Annotated in this window: 11 protein-coding genes; 5 read left to right on the top strand and 6 right to left on the bottom strand. The window is 70.7% G+C overall.

The features are described 5' to 3' along the window. Positions 1-4: 4 nt before the first annotated feature. Positions 5-1,228, bottom strand: a complete 1,224-nt coding sequence (gene mycP / locus OG598_RS25065; protein ID WP_328651341.1) for a type VII secretion-associated serine protease mycosin — start codon at positions 1,226-1,228, stop codon at positions 5-7. Positions 1,229-1,380: 152 nt separating this feature from the next. Here mycP and OG598_RS25060 point away from each other — a divergent pair, with 152 nt between their 5' ends. Together OG598_RS25060 and OG598_RS25055 are read left to right on the top strand one after the other, a co-directional pair. Continuing rightward, positions 1,381-4,242 carry an SseB family protein gene (locus tag OG598_RS25060; RefSeq protein WP_328651340.1) on the top strand — a complete coding sequence of 954 codons (2,862 nt, stop codon included), beginning with the start codon at positions 1,381-1,383 and terminating at the stop codon, positions 4,240-4,242. Then, positions 4,239-4,604, top strand: coding sequence for a hypothetical protein (locus tag OG598_RS25055; RefSeq protein WP_030486287.1), 366 nt, complete (start codon positions 4,239-4,241; stop codon positions 4,602-4,604). Before OG598_RS25060 ends, OG598_RS25055 begins: the two co-directional genes overlap by 4 nt. Positions 4,605-4,608: 4 nt before the next feature. On the opposite strand, the gene OG598_RS25050 is transcribed toward OG598_RS25055, so the two are convergent. From OG598_RS25050 to acs, 4 genes are all read right to left on the bottom strand, one after another. Then, complete coding sequence (locus OG598_RS25050) at positions 4,609-5,541, bottom strand: alpha/beta fold hydrolase (RefSeq protein ID WP_112638703.1); 933 nt, start codon at positions 5,539-5,541, stop codon at positions 4,609-4,611. 213 nt (positions 5,542-5,754) lie between these two features. Next, positions 5,755-8,211 carry an immune inhibitor A domain-containing protein gene (locus OG598_RS25045; protein ID WP_328655429.1) on the bottom strand — a complete coding sequence of 819 codons (2,457 nt, stop codon included), beginning with the start codon at positions 8,209-8,211 and terminating at the stop codon, positions 5,755-5,757. A 333-nt stretch (positions 8,212-8,544) separates the two neighbouring features. Further along, complete coding sequence (locus OG598_RS25040; RefSeq protein WP_328651339.1) at positions 8,545-11,340, bottom strand: immune inhibitor A domain-containing protein; 2,796 nt, start codon at positions 11,338-11,340, stop codon at positions 8,545-8,547. A gap of 267 nt (positions 11,341-11,607) precedes the next feature. Continuing rightward, positions 11,608-13,572: an acetate--CoA ligase gene (gene acs / locus OG598_RS25035; RefSeq protein ID WP_112680829.1), complete on the bottom strand. Its 1,965-nt coding sequence runs from the start codon at positions 13,570-13,572 to the stop codon at positions 11,608-11,610. Positions 13,573-14,102: 530 nt separating this feature from the next. Between acs and OG598_RS25030 the strand changes: the two genes are divergently transcribed. Continuing rightward, on the top strand, positions 14,103-14,849 hold the full coding sequence (locus OG598_RS25030; protein ID WP_328651338.1) for an oxidoreductase: 747 nt from the start codon (positions 14,103-14,105) through the stop codon (positions 14,847-14,849). Positions 14,850-14,871: 22 nt separating this feature from the next. On the opposite strand, the gene OG598_RS25025 is transcribed toward OG598_RS25030, so the two are convergent. Continuing rightward, positions 14,872-15,675, bottom strand: a complete 804-nt coding sequence (locus OG598_RS25025) for an HAD family hydrolase (protein WP_328651337.1) — start codon at positions 15,673-15,675, stop codon at positions 14,872-14,874. A 518-nt stretch (positions 15,676-16,193) separates the two neighbouring features. Here OG598_RS25025 and OG598_RS25020 point away from each other — a divergent pair. Together OG598_RS25020 and OG598_RS25015 are read left to right on the top strand one after the other, a co-directional pair. After that, on the top strand, positions 16,194-16,661 hold the full coding sequence (locus OG598_RS25020) for an NUDIX hydrolase (RefSeq protein ID WP_328651336.1): 468 nt from the start codon (positions 16,194-16,196) through the stop codon (positions 16,659-16,661). A 167-nt stretch (positions 16,662-16,828) separates the two neighbouring features. Further along, complete coding sequence (locus OG598_RS25015; protein ID WP_328651335.1) at positions 16,829-18,019, top strand: serine hydrolase domain-containing protein; 1,191 nt, start codon at positions 16,829-16,831, stop codon at positions 18,017-18,019. The last annotated feature ends 80 nt before the right edge of the window (positions 18,020-18,099 follow it).

Here is an 18,099-nt window from a genome sequence, read left to right as displayed (position 1 = left end):
AGGCTCAGGCCGGGCCGGCCGGGCGCCAGCGCCGACGGGCGCCACGGGGCACCATCAGGGCGAGCAGCACCACGGTGACCGCCGTGATGCCGGCCACCGCCCCGATCAGCAGGGCCTGGTCCCGTGCGGCGGCCCGGCGGGCCTGGCGGGCGAGCTGCGCCGGGTCGGCCCGGTCGTCGGCGAGGGCCGCGACCGGCCGCGCGCCGGCCGCACGGCCGCCGCTGGTCTCGGTGACCGCCCGGTAGGGGTTCAACACCCCGGCGCCGTACCCGCCGCCCCGGCCCGCGCCCGGAGCGGGATCGGCGGTGGCGATGATGCGCTCCGCCACCTGTGCGGCGGTCAACTCCGGCCGGTATTCCCGCAGCAATGCGGCGGTGGCGGCCACGAAGGGCGCCGCGTAACTGGTGCCCTCGACCCGATGGTGGCCGGCACCTGGCGCGGCGGTCAGCACCTCGCTGCCCGGGGCCACGAGGTCGACGTACGGGCCGGTCTGCGAGAACGTCGCCCGCCCGCCGTCCGCCCCAATCGCGCCCACGCCGAGCACCCCGTCGTAGCCGGCGGGGAACGGTCGGGGGTCTCCGCTGTCGTGCAGATTGCCCGCGGCGGCCACCAGCACCACGTCCTGGTCGACCGCGTACCGCACTGCCGAACGGACCTCCGGGTCGTCCGCGTACAGGACCACGGACAGGTTCACCACGTCGGCGTCATGGTCGACGGCCCACCGGATGGCCCGGGCGAACTCGTCGGCGCTGACCGTGCGCCCCGACTCCCGCCCCTGCACCACCTGCTGCTCACTCACCCGCACCGGCAGGATTCGGGCACCGGGTGCCAGGCCGCGGAAGGCGACGTCGGGGCGGGGTGCCGCGGCGATGATGCTCGCCACACCGGTGCCGTGCCCGGCGCAGTCCCGCCCGCCGTCCCCGCCGGGATCGAGCAGGTCCGCCCCGGCCAGCACCCGCCCAGCCAGCTGCGGGTGCACCCGGTCCACCCCGGAGTCGACCACCGCCACTGTCACCCCGGCGCCGGTGGCCAGCGGCGCGAGCCGCGCCGGGTCGTACCGTTGCTGTGGCCAGGGCCTGGCCGCGACCGGCCGGACGGGGGCGAGTGGTGTCGCGCAGGCTGGCGCCGCCCGGAGCCCGGCGGTGGCGGCGACGCTCGGAAGGGCCGGTACGGTCAACAGACTGGCGGCGAGACCTGCGAGGACCGGGCGCGTGATCGATCGGGACATCGACACCCTCCGTATCGTATTGGCTCCGGAACGGGATGTTATCGCCTCTTCCGGGCCCTGGCGGGCCGCCGCCGGCCAGCCATTGTGATCTTGGTACCACCTTGTAGGTTGTACGCGATACCTGTGGCCTGTTCTCGGAAGGGGAGGTGGCCGTGACCGCATGGGAGCCGGCCACGGAGGCCGAGGTGGCGATGCGCGACGCGCTACGCGCCAACGACCAGGAGCTCTACTTCCGGCTCCTGTCCCGCACCGATGTGCTGCTGCCGGTCGCCGCGCCGACGCAGCCCGGCCAGCCACCCGCCGGATGGGGCACCTGGACCACCGGCGGCCGGACCCACGTCCTGGCCTTCACCTCCGCCGCCGCCCTGCGCGCCTGCCTCGGCGATCACGCCGGCAGCAACCGACGCATCCCCTTCGCCGATCTCGCGGCCAGTTGGCCCAACCACGAGTGGTGGCTCGCCGTCAATCCGGGTCTGCCGGTCGAGGGTTACCTGCCGGCCTGGTTCGTGTCGCAGCTGTCCCGAGGCGACGTGCGGCTCCCCGGCCGTGCCATGGGTGCCCGCGCTCGCCTGGAGCGGGCCGAGACGCTGGCACGCACCCGGCCCGGCGTGCCACCGCGGGACGCCGCGCCAGCCGCTGGATCGCCTCCGGTGACGGGGTCGGCCTCGTCCGGGTCCGAGAGTGCTCCGCTCGCACCCCGAAGGCCCGCGCGGAGCCCGGGCCCTCGGGTGGGCGCCCCGCCGGTGCCGGGTCCGGCACCCCGGCCCCCCGTCCCGGCTGAGCCGCCGCGCCGAGGGGGCGAGGAGGACCTGCCCGCCGCCGGTCAGCGACACCCGACCGAGCCGCCCCGGCCCGCGCCGGGCAATGGAGCGTTGCCCCGCACCGGCCGGCCGTCCCGATTCACCCCGTTGGCGACCGCCGGCCCCACCACCGACCAGGCCGAGCCGGGCGTGGGCTGGCCGGCAGCGACCCGGCCGGGCGACGTCGACGGCCCCGCCCCGGGTAACGGCAACGGTGGCCCCCAGGCCGCGCCTCGACGCTCCTTCTTCGACCCCAGCCCGGCCCGCGACCCGGCCGCGAGCGGGGGACGCCCGGGTGACCGGGCGGCCCCGCCGACCCGGTTCGGGCGAGGCAGCCAGCCCTTCCCTCGCCGCCGCCCGGCCGACGCGCCGGCCGACGAGACCGCGACGCGGGCCTTTCCGGTGGCGGCGGACCCGGCAGCCACCCAACCGATACGACGGCCGGAGGGCGGCCTCGGCGCGTCCCGCGGGATGGACGCGCCGCCATCCGGCGAGGAGATCACCCAGCCGCTGCCGCCGCGCCGGCACAACCCGCTTGCTGAGGAGCCCACCCGCGCGTTCCGGATGACCGGTGAGCCTCCCCTGGCCGGTGCGCCTGGGCGGCCATCGGCGGATGAAACGCAGGCGATTCCCCAGGACCGGCCGGGCCGGTTCGAGCCGGCGGAGGACCTGCCGGCGTCCGTCGCGGAACCGGTCTCCGGGCCGCCCGCGCCGCGCCGCGGCTTCACGCCCATCGTCATCGAGGGCACCATCATCGAGTCCCGCGATCTCACCGACCCGGTCGAGAGCAGCGCGCCGGTCGACGCGCCCCGGCGGCCCAGCCCCGCCGAGGCGGCCCCGCCACAGTTCGGCTCGACGCCTCCCGGTCCGGGCCTGTTCGGTCCGTCGTCGCCCGGCCCCGCCGAGGCTGCCCCGCCGCCGTTCGGCTCGACGTCCTCCGACCCGGGCCTGTTCGGTCCGTCGCCCTTCGGTTCCAACCCATCCGGGCCCACGTCGTTCAGCCCCGGTCAGCCCGCCCCGAGCCCGTCCGCCCCGCCCTCTGTGATTCCGACAGAGGCCGGCGCTGCCGGCGGTGGCCTGGGCGACCCGCGAATCGACGGTCACGTCGACGCCCCGCTCCGGGACGACCGCGCCGACAGTGCTGTTTCGTCGACCGGCCCGGCCGGCACGGACCAGGGGAGCGGCGCGAGCGTGATCGCGGACGACGGTCCGCGCCCGCCGGCCGACGAGCCGTCGCCGGTCGAGTTCGAGCCGGCCAACACTGTCGAGGAGGACCTGCTCAGCGCCGCCGGCTCGGGCAGCACCGACACGTTCCTGTCCACCCTCCTGCTGGCCCGGGTGCTACTGCCGGCCGCACCGGACTCGGTGCGGGGAAGCCGCCCGGGGGATCCCGGCTTCGTCTGGCGTACGGGGCAGCTCGACGGCGAGACGTACGTGGTGGTCTACACGTCGTCGGAGCGCCTCGCCGACCATGTCGAGGAAGACGTCGACACGGTCCGGGTGAAGTTCGCCCAACTGATCCGGCGCTGGCCCGACGAGGACTGGTCGTTCGCCGTCAACCCGGGCACGCCGGTCGGTGCCAAGTTGCCCGGCGAGCAGATCGTCGCGTTGGCCAACTGGGCCGCCGAGGTGGGGCTCGGAGACGACCTGGAAGTGGACCAGGTGGAAGCGCCGGCCGTGGCCGAACCCGCCGCCCGTCCCCGGTACGCCCCCGCAGCGGTCGACCCGACCCGGCCGACTGTCATGCAGAAGGCGATCGCCCCCAGCCAGCTCGCGTACTACCTGGATCGTGGGTACGACCGGGTGTCCGGGTTCGTGCACCGAGCCGGTGAGCTGTCCCACCTGACCACACCGGCTCAGCTGCACGAGGCGCTGGGCCTCAGCTACCCCGGCTCGCCGTTCGCCCCGGACGCCGAGGAGATCTACGTGCTGCGCTGGCCGGCGCACCGGCCGAGCCTCTACCGCATCCCGTACGGCGGTCAGAACGAGCCGGCGATGCGGGCCATGGAGGGCTGGGTCATCGAACGTCCGCCGTTCCGGGGCAACGGCTTCGCCCCTGGTGAGAGCAGCGACGTGGTGGCGGAGTTCAAGGTGGACAGCGCACGGCTGCCGCACGGCGCCCAGCTCTGGCGCATCGGCGCGGACGGCAGCGAGCGGGTGGTCGCTGAGCTGGACACCGACACGGTGGTCTGGCGACGGGTCGGGGAGGCGTGATGCGCGACGGTTACGTGGCCCGTTGGCAGGGCCGGGAATACCAGGCCAGCCCGGACGGCGACGACATCCGCCTCTACCAGCCCGAGCCGGGCGAGGGCTTCGAGGAGGTCCGCGCGGGCCGCTACGTCCGGGTGCTGCCGGCGAGCGAGATCGAGGATCTGGCGTACGTGCGGACCACCTGCACCTGGCAGGGCCAGCCGTTCATCGTGCTCGGCGAGCACGACGCCTGGCTGCGGGTGGAATACACGGGCGGTCGCTGGCCGGTGGCCGAGGCGATGCGGCTGGAGGTCTTCGACTTCGGCGTCTACCAGGGCTGGGCGCCGGCCGCCGAGGTGACCGACCTGCGGGAGCAGCGGGTCTGACCGGTCAGGTCTTCGCCCACCGCAGGATTTCGCCGAGCACCAGCTCCGGTGCCTCCAGGTGCGGGAAGTGTCCCACCCCGTCGAGCAGTCGCCACTCGTATGGGGCGACGACGTAGCGGCCGGAACCCAGCGCGGTGCGGGGCAGGGAGGCGGTGTCCAGGGCGCCGTGCAGTTGCAGGGTCGGGGTGGACAGCGGCTTCTGCATCAGGCGGACGAACCGGTAGCCGTGCAGTCGCAGCAGCGAGCGGAATGCCCAGCGGTAACCCTCCAGCGCGCAGAACGCGGCCTGCGGGATGCACATGGCCTCCCGGCACCGCTCGGCGTACGCCTCGAAGTCCGGCCCGGCCACCCACTGTGGGCCGCCCCAGCGGCGCATGATCTCGCCGACGGCCGCCGCGCCGTCGCGGGTCAGGACGTGCTCGTAGCGGGGTAGCTGGAACTTCAACGCCGGGGTGGAGGCGGTGAACTGCCCGCGCGGGTCGGCGAAGATGGCGGCGCGCAGTCGCAGCGGGTGCGGCGCCCCCAGCACCACGAGCCGGCGGACCAGGGACGGGTGGAACGAGGCCACCGTCCAGGCCACCATGCCACCGAGGCCGCTGCCGACAATGGTCGCGGATCGTTCGCCGAGCGCGCGGATCAGCCCGGCGATGTCGGCGGCGAGGGTGTAGCCGTCGTACCCGCGGGGTGGTTTGTCGCTGGCGCCGTAGCCGCGCAGGTCGACGGCGACCGCCCGGAAGCCGGCGTCGGCGATCGCCGGCAGCATCTGGTGCCAGGCCCACCAGTGCTCCGGGAAGCCGTGCAGGAAGAGCACCATCGGCCCGGTGCCGCCCTCGACCACGTGGAACCGGCTGCCGTTGGCGCCGACGAAACGGTGCGTCCACGGCCCCTCGGTGAGGACACAGGACTCGTCGACGGCCCCGCCGCGCTGGTCGGTCATGGCAGACAGCCTAGGACCCGGTTGCCGCAGGCGACCCTGGTGGTCGCGTTGAACAGGGGAAAGCCCCGGGTTGCCCCGGACCAGGACCAGGGACGCCGGGTCGACTGTCAGTGGAGAAACTCGGTTCGGAACATCCGGCAGGTGGCGCACAAAGGGCGACGCCCCGGGCAGATGACCTGCCCGGGGCGTCGCTGGTTGGTGCGGGATCAGTGGTCAGCTGACCCGGATCTTCATCGCGGTGCCGTCCTGCTCCAGAACCTTGATCTTGACACCGGTCGCGGGGAGCTTGACGCCGTGGTTCGGCAGCTCCTCGTAGAAGTACTTCTTGGTGTCGTCGAACAGCGGCTCAGCAGCCTGGCCACGGATGTACTGCGGCTGGCTGTTGAGGTGCAGGGTGAACGAGTCGGCCTTGTTCAGGCTGAACGGTGCGTCGTACATCTGAACGCGGGCCCGCCACGGAGCCCCGGTCAGGTTGTAGATCGGGCGCGGGTGCGCGTCGATGTACAGGTTGCGACCCTCACCGGGGTGACCACCCGGGTTGGTCGGGGATGCCGGGGCGGTGTTGTTGTCGTCCCAGCGGGTGTTCCAGTACGAGATGAGCAGGCCCTCCTGGTACGCGTAGTGGTCCACCCAGTCCGGGCGGGTGTTCGCGTAGCCGAAGAAGTACGGGCCGGTCTTCAGGTACTTGTCGTACGAGACGTACGAGCGGTTGCCGGCGATGTAGAAGTTGTCGAACTCGTCGGTGTACGTGGCACCGACGACCTCCCACTCGTCGAGTGCCCAACCCGCGTCGGTCTCGGCACCGTCGCTCAACACGGTCTGGCCGTCGGCGGTCACGGTGATCGCGTCACCGAAGAAGCCGCCCTCGGACACGCCACCGTCGGTGACGTAGTGCAGGCGGACCTGCGCCACCTTGCCGGCGACCGCGGTCAGCGGGATGTTGATGTCCGCCCAGGCACCCTTGCTGGTGCCGGCGAGGGCCGGACGCCCCGCGCCGTCGACGCCGATCGGCGTGCCGTTGGCGGTGCCGTCCAGGTCGATCCAGGTCTTACCGCCGTCAGTGGACGCCTCGAAGTAGAGGTAGTCGTAGCCGGCCTCGATGCTGTACTTGCCCTTGAGCGACAGGGCCGCCGCGGACTTACCGGTGAGGTCGAACGTCCTCGTCATGGTGCCGTCGAGGTTGTCCTTGTTACCGGAGAAGTACTGCTTCGAGCCCTCGAACGGCGCGCCGTAGTCGAAGGTGTACTCCCGCTTCGGCAGCACGACCACGACGGCCTGTGCCTTCTTCGAGTTGTACTCCTGCGGGCCGAGCTCCAACGTGCGTTTCTGCCCCGCCACGACCACCTCGTAGTCGAGCCAGCCGAGCTGGAACTTGTTCCACGCCCCGAGGTCGCCGCCCCGGTCGCCGATGCCGGCGTCGTTCTTGGCGCCGAGCCGGCTCTGGGCCATCAGGGTCCAGTGCTCGTTGCTGTTGTCCGCCGGGCCGTAGTCGTCCGGCAGACCCAGGTCGTGGCCGTACTCGTGGTAGAAGACGCTGCGGCCGCCGTTTTCCGGCTGGATCGTGTAGTCGCGGATCCAGACGCCGGTGTTGCCGATCTGGGTGCCGCCGATCGGGAAGTTCGGCGGGCCGACGGGCGAGCTGTTGAAGGCCGACCAACGGTGGCTCCAGATGGCGTCCTCACCCTGCTGCGGGTCACCGTCGGCCTGGTCGCCGCCGGAGTGGACGATCTGGAAGTGGTCGATGTAGCCGTCCGACTCGTTGAAGTCGCCGTCGCCGTCGAAGTCGAACCGGTCCCACTGGTCGAAGGACTTCATCTCGGTGGCGATCTGGGCGTCCGTCCGACCCTTGGCCTTCTGGTCGGCGACCCACTGGTTCGCGGCGTCGGCGATCAGGTTCCAGGTGTTCGGGCAGACGTTGTCGGCGCAGACGGCCCGGTCATCCTGCGGGTCCGGCTCCTGGCCGGGCTCCGGGTCCGGGATCGGGTCGTCGGAGCGACCGTAGCGGGCCTCGTTGTACTTGACCTTGACCCAGTCGGTCACCTCACCGTCGACGGTGTAGCGACCCGAGGACTGCGCCTCGTAGTACTGCTTGAGCGACTCGTCGCCCGGGTTGGTGCCGAAGTAGAGCTGGCGGAAGTGCTCCGGGCTGAAGTCCGGCTGCCAGATGGTGGAGTTGTCCACGGCCCGGTTGGGCTCGGGGATCTTGTTGTGCAGCGGACCCTGGAACGTCGTCGGTCCGGCGATGTCCGGGTTCATGTCCTTGTCCGGGTAGGACGGGTGCCGCTCGTCCCCGAACTCGGCCAGGATCACGAAGATCTTGTCGGTCCGCTCACGCTTGAGCTCGACGTACTGGTCCCTGGTCTGCGTGCCGGCGCCGGCGAGTGCGCGGGCGTTGGCGCCCGTTCCGCCCGCCTTGCCGACCTCGCCGACCTTGACAACCGTGCTTCCGTTGCGCTCGATCGGCTTGCTGCGACCGGTCAGCACGTCGCTGAGACCCTGCTGACGCAGCGCGCGGCGCTTCTCCTCGAGCTTGTCGGGGAGCTCATCCTGCAGTGACTGCGGTTCGGCAGCGGCCGGTGCTGCTGCCGGCAGTTTGGGCTGAGGCGCCGCCGAGGCGGACGGGCCGAAAGCCAGGCCTGTCGCCGTCAGTGAGAGCCCGAGCAGACCCACTGCGACTTTGCGCACGTGGTACCTCCGGTGTGAGGGAACCGGCCCAACGGGGGTACGGGCCGGTGGGAGATCGATCCCACTAGTGGGACCATTGGTGAACATAGTTACTGGCGGGACGGGTGGGAAGAACCTCGCGTCGATTTGTTGCAAGATTTTGTTGGGAATGCTTTTCACCGTCACACCCCGCCGGTTCATCAGCCGCGCTGACCAGCGCGGGCCCGGACGCGAACGTATACAACGACATTTTTCGATCAAGCTGATCGCACATACGACAGTGGGGCCGGCAGCGTCTCCGCCACCGGCCCCACAGTCAGTTCTCGATCCGTGAAACCGTTACTTCTTCGCCGGAGTCACGTAGATCATGGCCGACGAGTTGTCCCCGGCAGCCTTCTTGATCGTCAGCGAGACGCCGTAGTTCACGCCCTGGTCGCCGGGGTTACCGGTGCCCAGCACGATCGCGCCACCGCCCAGGGTGACGCCGTAGAACTCCGGCGCCGGGCTGCCGTCCGGGTTGGTGACCCGGGTGGTGTACGGCGCGTTGTTGCGCGACGGCAGGACCACCGACGCGTCGTTGTCCCGGGCGTAGGGAGCACCGTCGCGCATCTCGATGCCCGGGTACCAGCCCTTGGCGTCGGTGAACGCCTTCACCGGTGCCTGACCCTTGAACTTCGTGCAGTACGCGCTGTACGGCTCGTCCGCCGCCTCCAGGCACTCAGTGAACGGGTACGTCCGGTTCAGCGTGAAGGCCGCGTTCGACGACTGCGGGCGGCTCGGCAGGTTGTCCGTCACCGACGGGTCCTTCACTGCCGCCTCACCGGTGCGCCGCAACGGGTCGAAGTGCGAGTCGACGATGAGCAACCCGCCCTTCGCGCCGTAGCTGGGCAGCGCGGTCATCTGCCCGGTGACGTGGTTGACGTCGCCCAGCGCGGTGTCCCGGTACCAGACCAGCATGCCCGGCGCGTTGTAGGAGATCCGGTCGACCTTCCACGCCTCGTGCGAGTAGATGGTGTCGTAGGCGTACTTCAGGCCCTTGTCGAAGCCGTCGAAGTTGCGCCACTCCGCCAGGTAGAACTGGGCGTGCACCTCGGTGCCGCTGGAGACCTTCCAGCCCCCACCGGTGGTGTCGACGAAGGTGCCGCCGGTGGCCGTCCAGCCGTTGGCGCCGCCCTCGACGTCGTCACTCCAGGTGGTGGCGCCGCCGCCGGTGACCGAGAAGTCGTCGACGAACCAGTTACGCTCCTCGAACGCCTCGTCGGTGGCCTGGCGCAGCCGCAGCTGCACGGTCGTCCCGGCGTACGCCGACAGGTCGACGTAGTCGTGCCGCCAGCCGTCGGTGCTGCCGGTCAGGCCGTACTTCTTGCCGCCGAAGTCGTTCATGCGGCCGTTCGGGTCCGGGTAGCCGTCCGGCGTGGTGACCACCGTGCCACCCTCGTCGTACACCTTCTGCTCGGTCCAGGTCGTACCGCCGTCGGTGGAGAGCTCCACGAAGCCGTAGTCCCAGTCCTCCTCGATGATGTAGTTGTTCCACATCCAGAACTTCGAGTCGGCAGCCGCCGGCACGTCGACCGAGCGGCTCAACTTGACGTCGGCCCACTCCTGGTCGTTGTTGCTGTGCCACATCTTCGTGCCGCTGTGCGGGGTCGCCAGCGTCGTCACCTTGTCCGGCAGGTCGACCTTGATGCCGTCCTCGGAGTCGATCGGGGTACGCGACGTCTGGCCGAGCTTCACCTCGCGCGGGTTCGACCCCGGGCGGATGGTCAGCGGGTCGGCCCAACCGAGCACCCACTTGTCCCAGATGCCCATGTGCGTCGGCAGCGCCTGGAAGATCTCACCCGAGTGCGAACCCGAGGCCATCAGGTCCCAGAAGTCCACGTCGGAGTCGGCGTTGCCGGACGTGTCGTAGAGGTCCGGCAGACCCAGGTCGTGGCCGAACTCGTGGGCGAAGACGCCGACACCGGCGTCCTCCGGCTGCACGATGTAGTTCGACGCCTTCAGGTTGGTGCCCGGGATGGTGTAACCACCGGCAACCGTGGAGGAGTGCGCCCACACGGCGTACACGCCCTCGGCGCCGCCGCCGCGGGACTTGCCCTGACCGGCGTGCACCAGCACGAGGTGGTCGATCACGCCGTCCGGCTCGAAGACGTTGCCGTCACCGTCGCGGTCGGCCTGGTCCTCGATGTCGTAGTCGGCCCACGGGAAGTTCGGGTCCTTCGCGACGAGCGCGTCGATAGCGTCGGTCGCCAGGCGACCCGCGCCGGCCGGGTTGTCCGGGTGGCCGTTCATCGACTGCTCACGGCCGGGAACCCACGCGCCGGTCTCGTCCTGGAAGCAGCGGTTGGCCGCGTACCAGCCCTCCGAGTGCGGCACTGTGATCCACGGGCTGGACTGCCCGTCCACCGTGTACGCGTTCTTGGACATCTCCAGGTACATGTTGTGCATGGTGCGACCGGACAGGTCGATGCCCTTCTTGCCGTCCGGGCCCTTCAGGTCCGTGCGGACCCGCTCGGTGATGCCCTTCTTGCTGTAGAGCATCTTGTTGTAGTGCTGCGGCGAGAAGTCCGGCACCCACATCGAGTTGTTGTCCTCGTGGGGCAGGCGCGCCGGGTCCGGGATCTTGTTGTGCTTCGGGCCGTTCTGGACCGTGCCGGGGACGCAGGTGCGGTCCTCGAACACCGTCTTGGGGACCATCACATCGGTGAAGTCGTCGTTGGCCTTGTCGTTGAACTCCACCAGCAGCGTCAGCAGCTTCGCCGTCTGGGTGGTCGGGGCCTTCTTGAACTTGCGGGGGTTCTGACCCGTCTTCAGCGACTTGGCCTCGTCCTTGGCCAGCTGCCGTGCGGTCACCGGGTTGCCCCGGGCGTGCTTCTGGTCGAACGCACGCGCGGACTCCGCGGCAGGGGTGTAGATGCCACCCTTGCTCTTCACCTCACGACCGGTCGTGTCCGGCTGCACCTCGGGCTCGGCGTAGTTGATGTAGTGCTCGTCGGCCCCGATCACCGCCAGAGGGGTGCCGGACGGCGACTGGGCCGCCGCGCTGCCACTCACGGTCAGTGACGTGGCCGCGAGGGCGATGGCGGGCAGCGCGACGAGTAGTCGTCGCCGCGCCCTGGACTGCGGTTTGTGGTTCATGCCGCTCCGTTTCTCGGGCATGGGGAGGAGGACGTTGGGATGGCCGACCATCGAAACGATGTGTGTCGAACTCTTCCAACCTGCGTGAACCTAAAGCACAACCGGCCGAAAGGACAGAGGTGATCTACGCCTGTGCCCGTTCAGCTTCTCCCGACTCCCCCGACCGACCGATGTGACAGTGGCGAGGCGGCGCGAACCGTACCCGTAAGACACGACGGAGGGTGGCGGTCCGCACGGACCGCCACCCTCCAATGAGTACGCCTACAGTCAGTCCTCGTCGGACTTCGTACCGCTCATCCCCGAGGAGATCAGGTCCATCACCGAGGAGTCCTGCAACGTGGTCACGTCGCCCAGCGACCGGTTCTCCGCCACGTCCCGCAGCAACCGGCGCATGATCTTGCCGGAGCGGGTCTTCGGCAGCTCCGGCACCAGCATGATCTGCCGCGGCTTGGCGATCGGACCGAGCGTCTTCGACACGTGGTTGCGCAGGTCGGCGATGAGCTGCTCGCCCGCCTCACCGGCGATGTCAGTGCTGCCCCGCGGAATGGCGAACGCGACGATCGCCTGACCGGTGGTCGGGTCGGTCGCGCCGACGACCGCCGCCTCGGCCACCGACGGGTGCGACACCAACGCCGACTCCACCTCGGTCGTCGAGATGTTGTGCCCGGACACCAGCATCACGTCGTCCACCCGGCCGAGCAGCCAGATGTGCCCGTCGTCGTCCTTCTTCGCACCGTCGCCGGCGAAGTACATGCCCTGGAAACGCGACCAGTACGTGTCGATGAACCGGTCGTCGTCACCCCAGATGGTGCGCAGCATCGACGGCCACGGCTCGCGCAGCACCAGGTAGCCGCCACCACCGTTCGGCACCGACTGGCCCTGGTCGTCCACCACGTCGGCCACGATGCCCGGCAGCGGCGTCATCGCCGAACCCGGCTTGGCCGCCGTCACCCCCGGCAACGGCGAGATCATGATGGCGCCCGTCTCGGTCTGCCACCAGGTGTCCACCACCGGCAGTTCGCCACGGCCGATGTGCTGCCGGTACCACATCCAGGCCTCCGGGTTGATCGGCTCGCCGACGCTGCCCAACAGGCGCAGCGACGACAGGTCGAAGCCCGCCGGGATGTCGTCGCCCCACTTCATCATCGTCCGGATCAGGGTGGGAGCGGTGTACAGGATGCTCACCCCGTACTTGTCGATGATCTCCCAGAACCGGCCCTTGTGCGGCGTGTCCGGGGTGCCCTCGTACATCACCTGGGTGGCGCCGTTGGAGAGCGGGCCGTACACGATGTAGGAGTGCCCGGTGACCCAGCCGATGTCGGCGGTGCACCAGTAGACGTCCGTCTCCGGCTTCAGGTCGAACACCGCGTGCGTCGTGTACGACGCCTGGGTGAGGTAGCCGCCGGTGGTGTGCAGGATGCCCTTCGGGCGGGCCGTGGTGCCGCTGGTGTAGAGGATGAACAGCGGGTGCTCGGCGTCGAACGGCTGCGCGGTGTGCTCGGCCGACGCGGTCTCCACCGTCTCGTGCCACCAGTGGTCCTTCTCCGACCACGCCACGTCCTCGCCGGTGCGGCGGACCACGAGCACGTGCTCCACCGACGGGGAGTTCGCCACCGCCTCGTCCACAGTGGGCTTCAACGCCGACGGCTTGCCCCGCCGGTAACCACCATCCGCGGTGATCACCACCTTGGCGCTGGCGTCCTGGATCCGGTTGCTCAACGAGTCGGCGGAGAAGCCACCGAAGACCACACTGTGCGCGGCGCCGATCCGGGCGCACGCCAACATGGCCACCGCCGCCTCCGGGATCATCGGCAGGTAGATCGCCACCCGGTCGCCGGCGGTCACCCCCAGGTCGGTGAGCGCGTTCGCCGCCCGGCAGGTCAGCTCGTGCAGGTCCGCGTACGTGATGGTGCGAGTGTCGCCCGGCTCGCCCTCCCAGTGGATCGCGACCTTGTCGCCCCGGCCCGCCTCGACGTGCCGGTCCAGGCAGTTGTACGCGACGTTGAGCTGCCCACCCACGAACCACTTCGCGAACGGCGGGTTCGACCAGTCGAGCACCTCATCCCACTTCTTCGACCAGGCCAGCCGATCGGCCTGCTTCGCCCAGAAGGCCAGCCGGTCGGCCTCAGCCTCGGCGTACGCGTCGATGGTGACGTTGGCGTGCGCGGCGAGTTCGGCCGGCGGGGGGAACTGGCGCGTCTCGTTCAGCAGATTGGCCAATGCCTCGCTCATGCCGTGACTCCTCATCCTCGGGGTGACCTGGGTCTCGATGGCACGAGGGTAGTCGCGGGGCCTGCGACCGGCCACGGCTGCCCACTGCGTCGCGCCGAGTGGCCCCCGCCGCGCGCCCGGCGGCCCGCCCCCGCCCGTCCCCGCCCGTCCCCGCCCGTCCCCGCCCGTCCCCGCCCGTCCCCGCCCGTCCCCGGCCGGGGTCGCTGCGCGGGGCGCCTTGATCAACACGGGTTTCTGGAAATCGCGGTGTCCAGGCCAGGCGGACACCCCGACTTCAATGAACCCGTGTTGACCTTGCCCGGATCGGGTCGGGTCGGGTGGCCCGGGCGGGTGCGGCCTGCCGGGCGGGGGGTCGGGTGGCCCGGGCGGGTGCGGCCCGGGGGGTCGGGCGGGTGGTCCGGGTCGCGTTGGGGGTGGGTGCGGCCCGGCGGCCCGGCGGGTGGTCCGGGTCGCGTCGCGGGCGGGTGGTCCGAGTCGCGTTGGGGGCGGGTGCGGCCCGCGGCGCCGGGGCGGGTCGTTAGCGTGGCGGGGTGACCACCGACCCGCTCGCCCCGCTGCTCGCGCTCGCCGACATCCCCGACGCCGTCGAGCAGGCCCGCGCGCGGTTCGACCAGGCGCTCGGGCACCGGGCGCTGCGCCGGAACGGTGGACAGGTCGCCGCCGAGGTCAGCCTCCGCTCCGCGGTGGCCAGCGCGGCCCTCGAGGGGGCCGTGCACGAGCGTGAGGCGGTCCGAGCCGGCACCGTGACCGACCCGGTGCTCCAGGGTGCGCTGCGGGTCGCCGGAGCACTGCCAGGCCTGAGCGAGCTGTGGCCGAAGGCGCCCCGCCAGGCGCTCGCGAAACTGCACGTGCTCGCCGCCCGGGACCTCGTGTCGGAGGCCGAGCTGGGCCGTCCGGTCGCCGACCCGGTGGTCGCCACCCGACTGGACGGGCTGGCCGGCCTCGTCGCCGGCGGCACGAAGGTCTCCCCGCTGGTGCTCGCCGCTGTCGTACATGGGGAGTTGCTGAACCTGCGCCCGTTCGCCGGACCGTCCGGCCTGGTGGCCCGCGGGGCCGCCCGGCTGGTGCTGCTCGCCAGTGGCCTCGACCCGCGTGGCCTGCTCCCCGTCGACGTGGGGCACCGCGAGCGGGAGCCCGAGTACGTCGGCGCGGCCGGTGCCTTCGCCACCGGCACCCCGGACGGGCTGCGCTCCTGGCTACGCCACTACATGGCCGCCGTAGAGGTCGGCGCCGACCAGCTCACCGCCATCGGAGACGAGATCCTCGCCGCCGCCTGAGCGGTTGGAGGGAAGAAGACGGTCAGGCGGTGGTGGCGGCTCGGGTGCGACGGTGCCGGCCGTACCAGGCGATGCCGATGGCCACGCCCACCCCGACCCCCAGGGCCGCCGCGGCCACCGGGACCGCGGGCCGTTCCCGCAGCCGCCGGCCCAGCGGGATCGGGTGCCGGAACTCCAGCACCGGCCACGCGTTCTCCGAGGCCAACTTGCGTAGCTGCCGGTCCGGGTTGACCACACTCGGGTGGCCCACGCACTCCAGCAACGGGCGATCGCTGTACGAGTCGGAGTAGGCGTACGAATCAGCCAGGTCGTAGTCCCGCGCGCCGGCCAACTCGCTGACCGCCTCGACCTTGCTCGGGCCGGCCGCGTAGAACTCGACCTCGCCGCTGTACCTGCCGTCGCGCACCGTCATCCGAGTGGCGATCACGTCGGTCACCCCGAGCAGCTCGCCGATCGGCCGGACCATCTCCTCGCCGGACGCCGACACCAACACCACGTCCCGCCCAGCCGCCTGATGCTCCTCGATCAGGGCGGCGGCCTCGGCGTACACGTAGGGGTTGATCAGCTCGTGCAGCGTCTCCGCGACGATCTGGCGGACCTGCTCCACCTGCCAGCCCTTGCAGAGCGCAGCCAGGTAGTCCCGTGTTCGGGCCATGGTCTGCTCGTCGGTGCCGCCCAGCCGGAACATCAGCTGCGCGTACGCCGACTTGACCACGTCACGCCGGGTGATCAGCCCATCCCGGTAGAACGGACGACCGAACGCCAGGGCGCTCGACTTGGCGATGACGGTCTTGTCCAGATCGAAGAAAGCGGCACTTCGGCCCACGGCGCGAAAGTCTAGCCGGATGGTCTATCGTCGGCGGGTGCCCGGGGTCATGCCACCCCTCAGACCTGCGGGCTCTCCGCTCCGCGTGATCACGCTCACACTCTGCGAGGAGATTTTCGCAGTGAGTGGAGGCAGCACCACTCGACGTGACGGGCCCGCTCAGGCAGACTTGTCCGTACGACGAGCTTTCACATCCTCGAAACAGGCAGACCCTCAGCGGTTGCACCCCCCGTGACCGCTGAGTGGTTCGGCTCGACCCCCCCGGAGCCGAACCTCCGACGACCCCCGTCTCCCCCCGACGGGGGTCGTCCCTTTCCCGGGAGCGCTTCCGGCCGGTGATGCAAGTCGCCATCGATCTCGGACCGCGCGTCGACACCGCCGGGCTACCGATGGAGCGCCGAGTGCGCACGCCCTCGAAGTCGCCCGCGCCTACAGCGCGGCAAGCCCTCAGCCGAACTGGTCGGACTGGTCCGGCGGCTCAGGTGCTCGACTGAACCCAATCCATCTAGGCTGCCCTGGTGACGGCCCACGAGATGCCACCCGTGGCAACCCCACGCGTCGCCGCCGGCGCCCTCTTCTTCGACGACCAAGGTCGCGTGCTCCTCGTACGCCCCAGCTACAAGGAGCACTGGGACATCCCCGGCGGCTACGTCGAACCCGGCGAGTCACCACGCGCTGCGTGCAAGCGTGAGATTCAAGAAGAGCTTGATCTGACCCCGGCGCTCGGGCCGATGCTCGTCGTGGACTGGGCGCCGGCCGAATACGAGGGCGACAAGCTCCTGTTCGTCTTCGACGGCGGATCACTCAGCCCAGAGCAGGAGAGCGACATCCGCTTCGCAGATGGTGAACTGACCGAGTGGCGTTACGTGAGCGCAGAGTCCTTGGAGCAGTACGGCCCACCCCGACTCGCCCGCAGGATCCGCACTGCGATCGATGCGCGCAGTAACGGCATGTACGCGTATGCGGAACACGGGATCGCGATCTAGACCGCTGCTACCAGTTGGTCTTTGCCTCCAGCTCGACCCGTGCCGGTAGCTGGTTGATCGAGGGGCACGTACTGCTCGGACGGGGTTTCCTCCCCAGCTCGTCGCGGGCGGTGCGACCGCCGCCTGCCGTGTAATTTGCCGAACGGGACGAGCTGAGGAGGGAACACGTGGCTGCCGGTGGCTTCTCGTCGAAACGGCTGGCTCGGCTGCAAGGGCTGCTTGAGCGCCACGTCGAGTCCGTCTTCGTCCCGGGCATGGTGGTGGTCCTCGCCCGGCACGGGGAGGTGCACATCGAGGCGACGGGTCATCTCGCGTTCGAGGGTCCCGGGTCGCAGACGCTGATGGCGGCCGACACGATCTGTCGCCTGGGCTCGATGTCGAAGCCGATCGTCGCCGCGTGTGCGATGACCCTCGTCGAGGACTGCACCCTCCGCCTCGACGATCCAGTCGACGATCTCCTCCCGGAGTTGGCGGACATGACAGTGCTCGCCGATCCGCACGGCCCGCTTGACGACACCGTCCCGGCGGAACGCCCGATAACGCTGCGGGACGTCCTGGACGGCACCCTTGGCACCGGCATGGTCCCCGCCGAGCCGGGAACGGTGCCGATCGCCGACGCGCTGGGCGCACTCGAATATCCGTCGCCGGACGAGTGGATCCGCCAGCTCGGTGACCTTCCGCTCGTCCATCAGCCAGGTGAGCGCTGGATGTACGACACCGCCGCCAACGTGACCGGTGTGCTCCTCGCCCGGGCCACCGGCATGTCCTTCGGGGATGCGGTGCGTGAGCGGGTCTGCAAGCCGCTGGGAATGGCCGACACCGCCTTCCACGTGGGTAGCGAGAGCATCGGGCGCTTCGCGACGGCGTACGAACAGGACAACGCCGCCACCGGCGAGCCGGTTGTCGAGGACGCCCCCGACGGGCGGTTCAGTCGACCGCGGATGTTCGAGTCCGGTGGCGGCGGGCTCGTCTCGACCGCCCAGGACTACCTGGTCTTCGCCTCGGCTCTGCTCGCCGGCGGCGCCCACGGCGGCGAGCGGGTGCTGTCGCGGCCGGCGGTGACGCTGATGACGAGCGACCACCTGACCCCGACGCAGAAGGCCATCTCCGGGTTCTGGCCCGGGTACTTCGACGCCATCGGTTGGGGCTTCGGAATGTCGGTCCGGACTCGCCGCACACACCTCGGGCCTTCGGTTGGCAGCTACGGATGGCCCGGCTTCTATGGCACCGCCTGGTACAACGACCCCGCCGAGGACCTGACGACGATCGTGTTCATGCAGCGGGCGCACGCGGGCGACCAGCGGCTGCCGATGTGGCACGACTTCTGGACCACCGTGTACCAGGCGATCGACGACTGACCGCAGCGTTCGGTTTCCGGTGGGCGGCATCCGCCCTCGGCCGCGCGGTAATCGTCGGGTCCTCAGCGACACAAGCCACT

This window comes from Micromonospora sp. NBC_00330 (assembly GCF_036136635.1).
GTDB classification, from domain to species: domain Bacteria; phylum Actinomycetota; class Actinomycetes; order Mycobacteriales; family Micromonosporaceae; genus Micromonospora; species Micromonospora salmantinae.
This window is presented reverse-complemented; position numbering and strand designations above follow the sequence as displayed.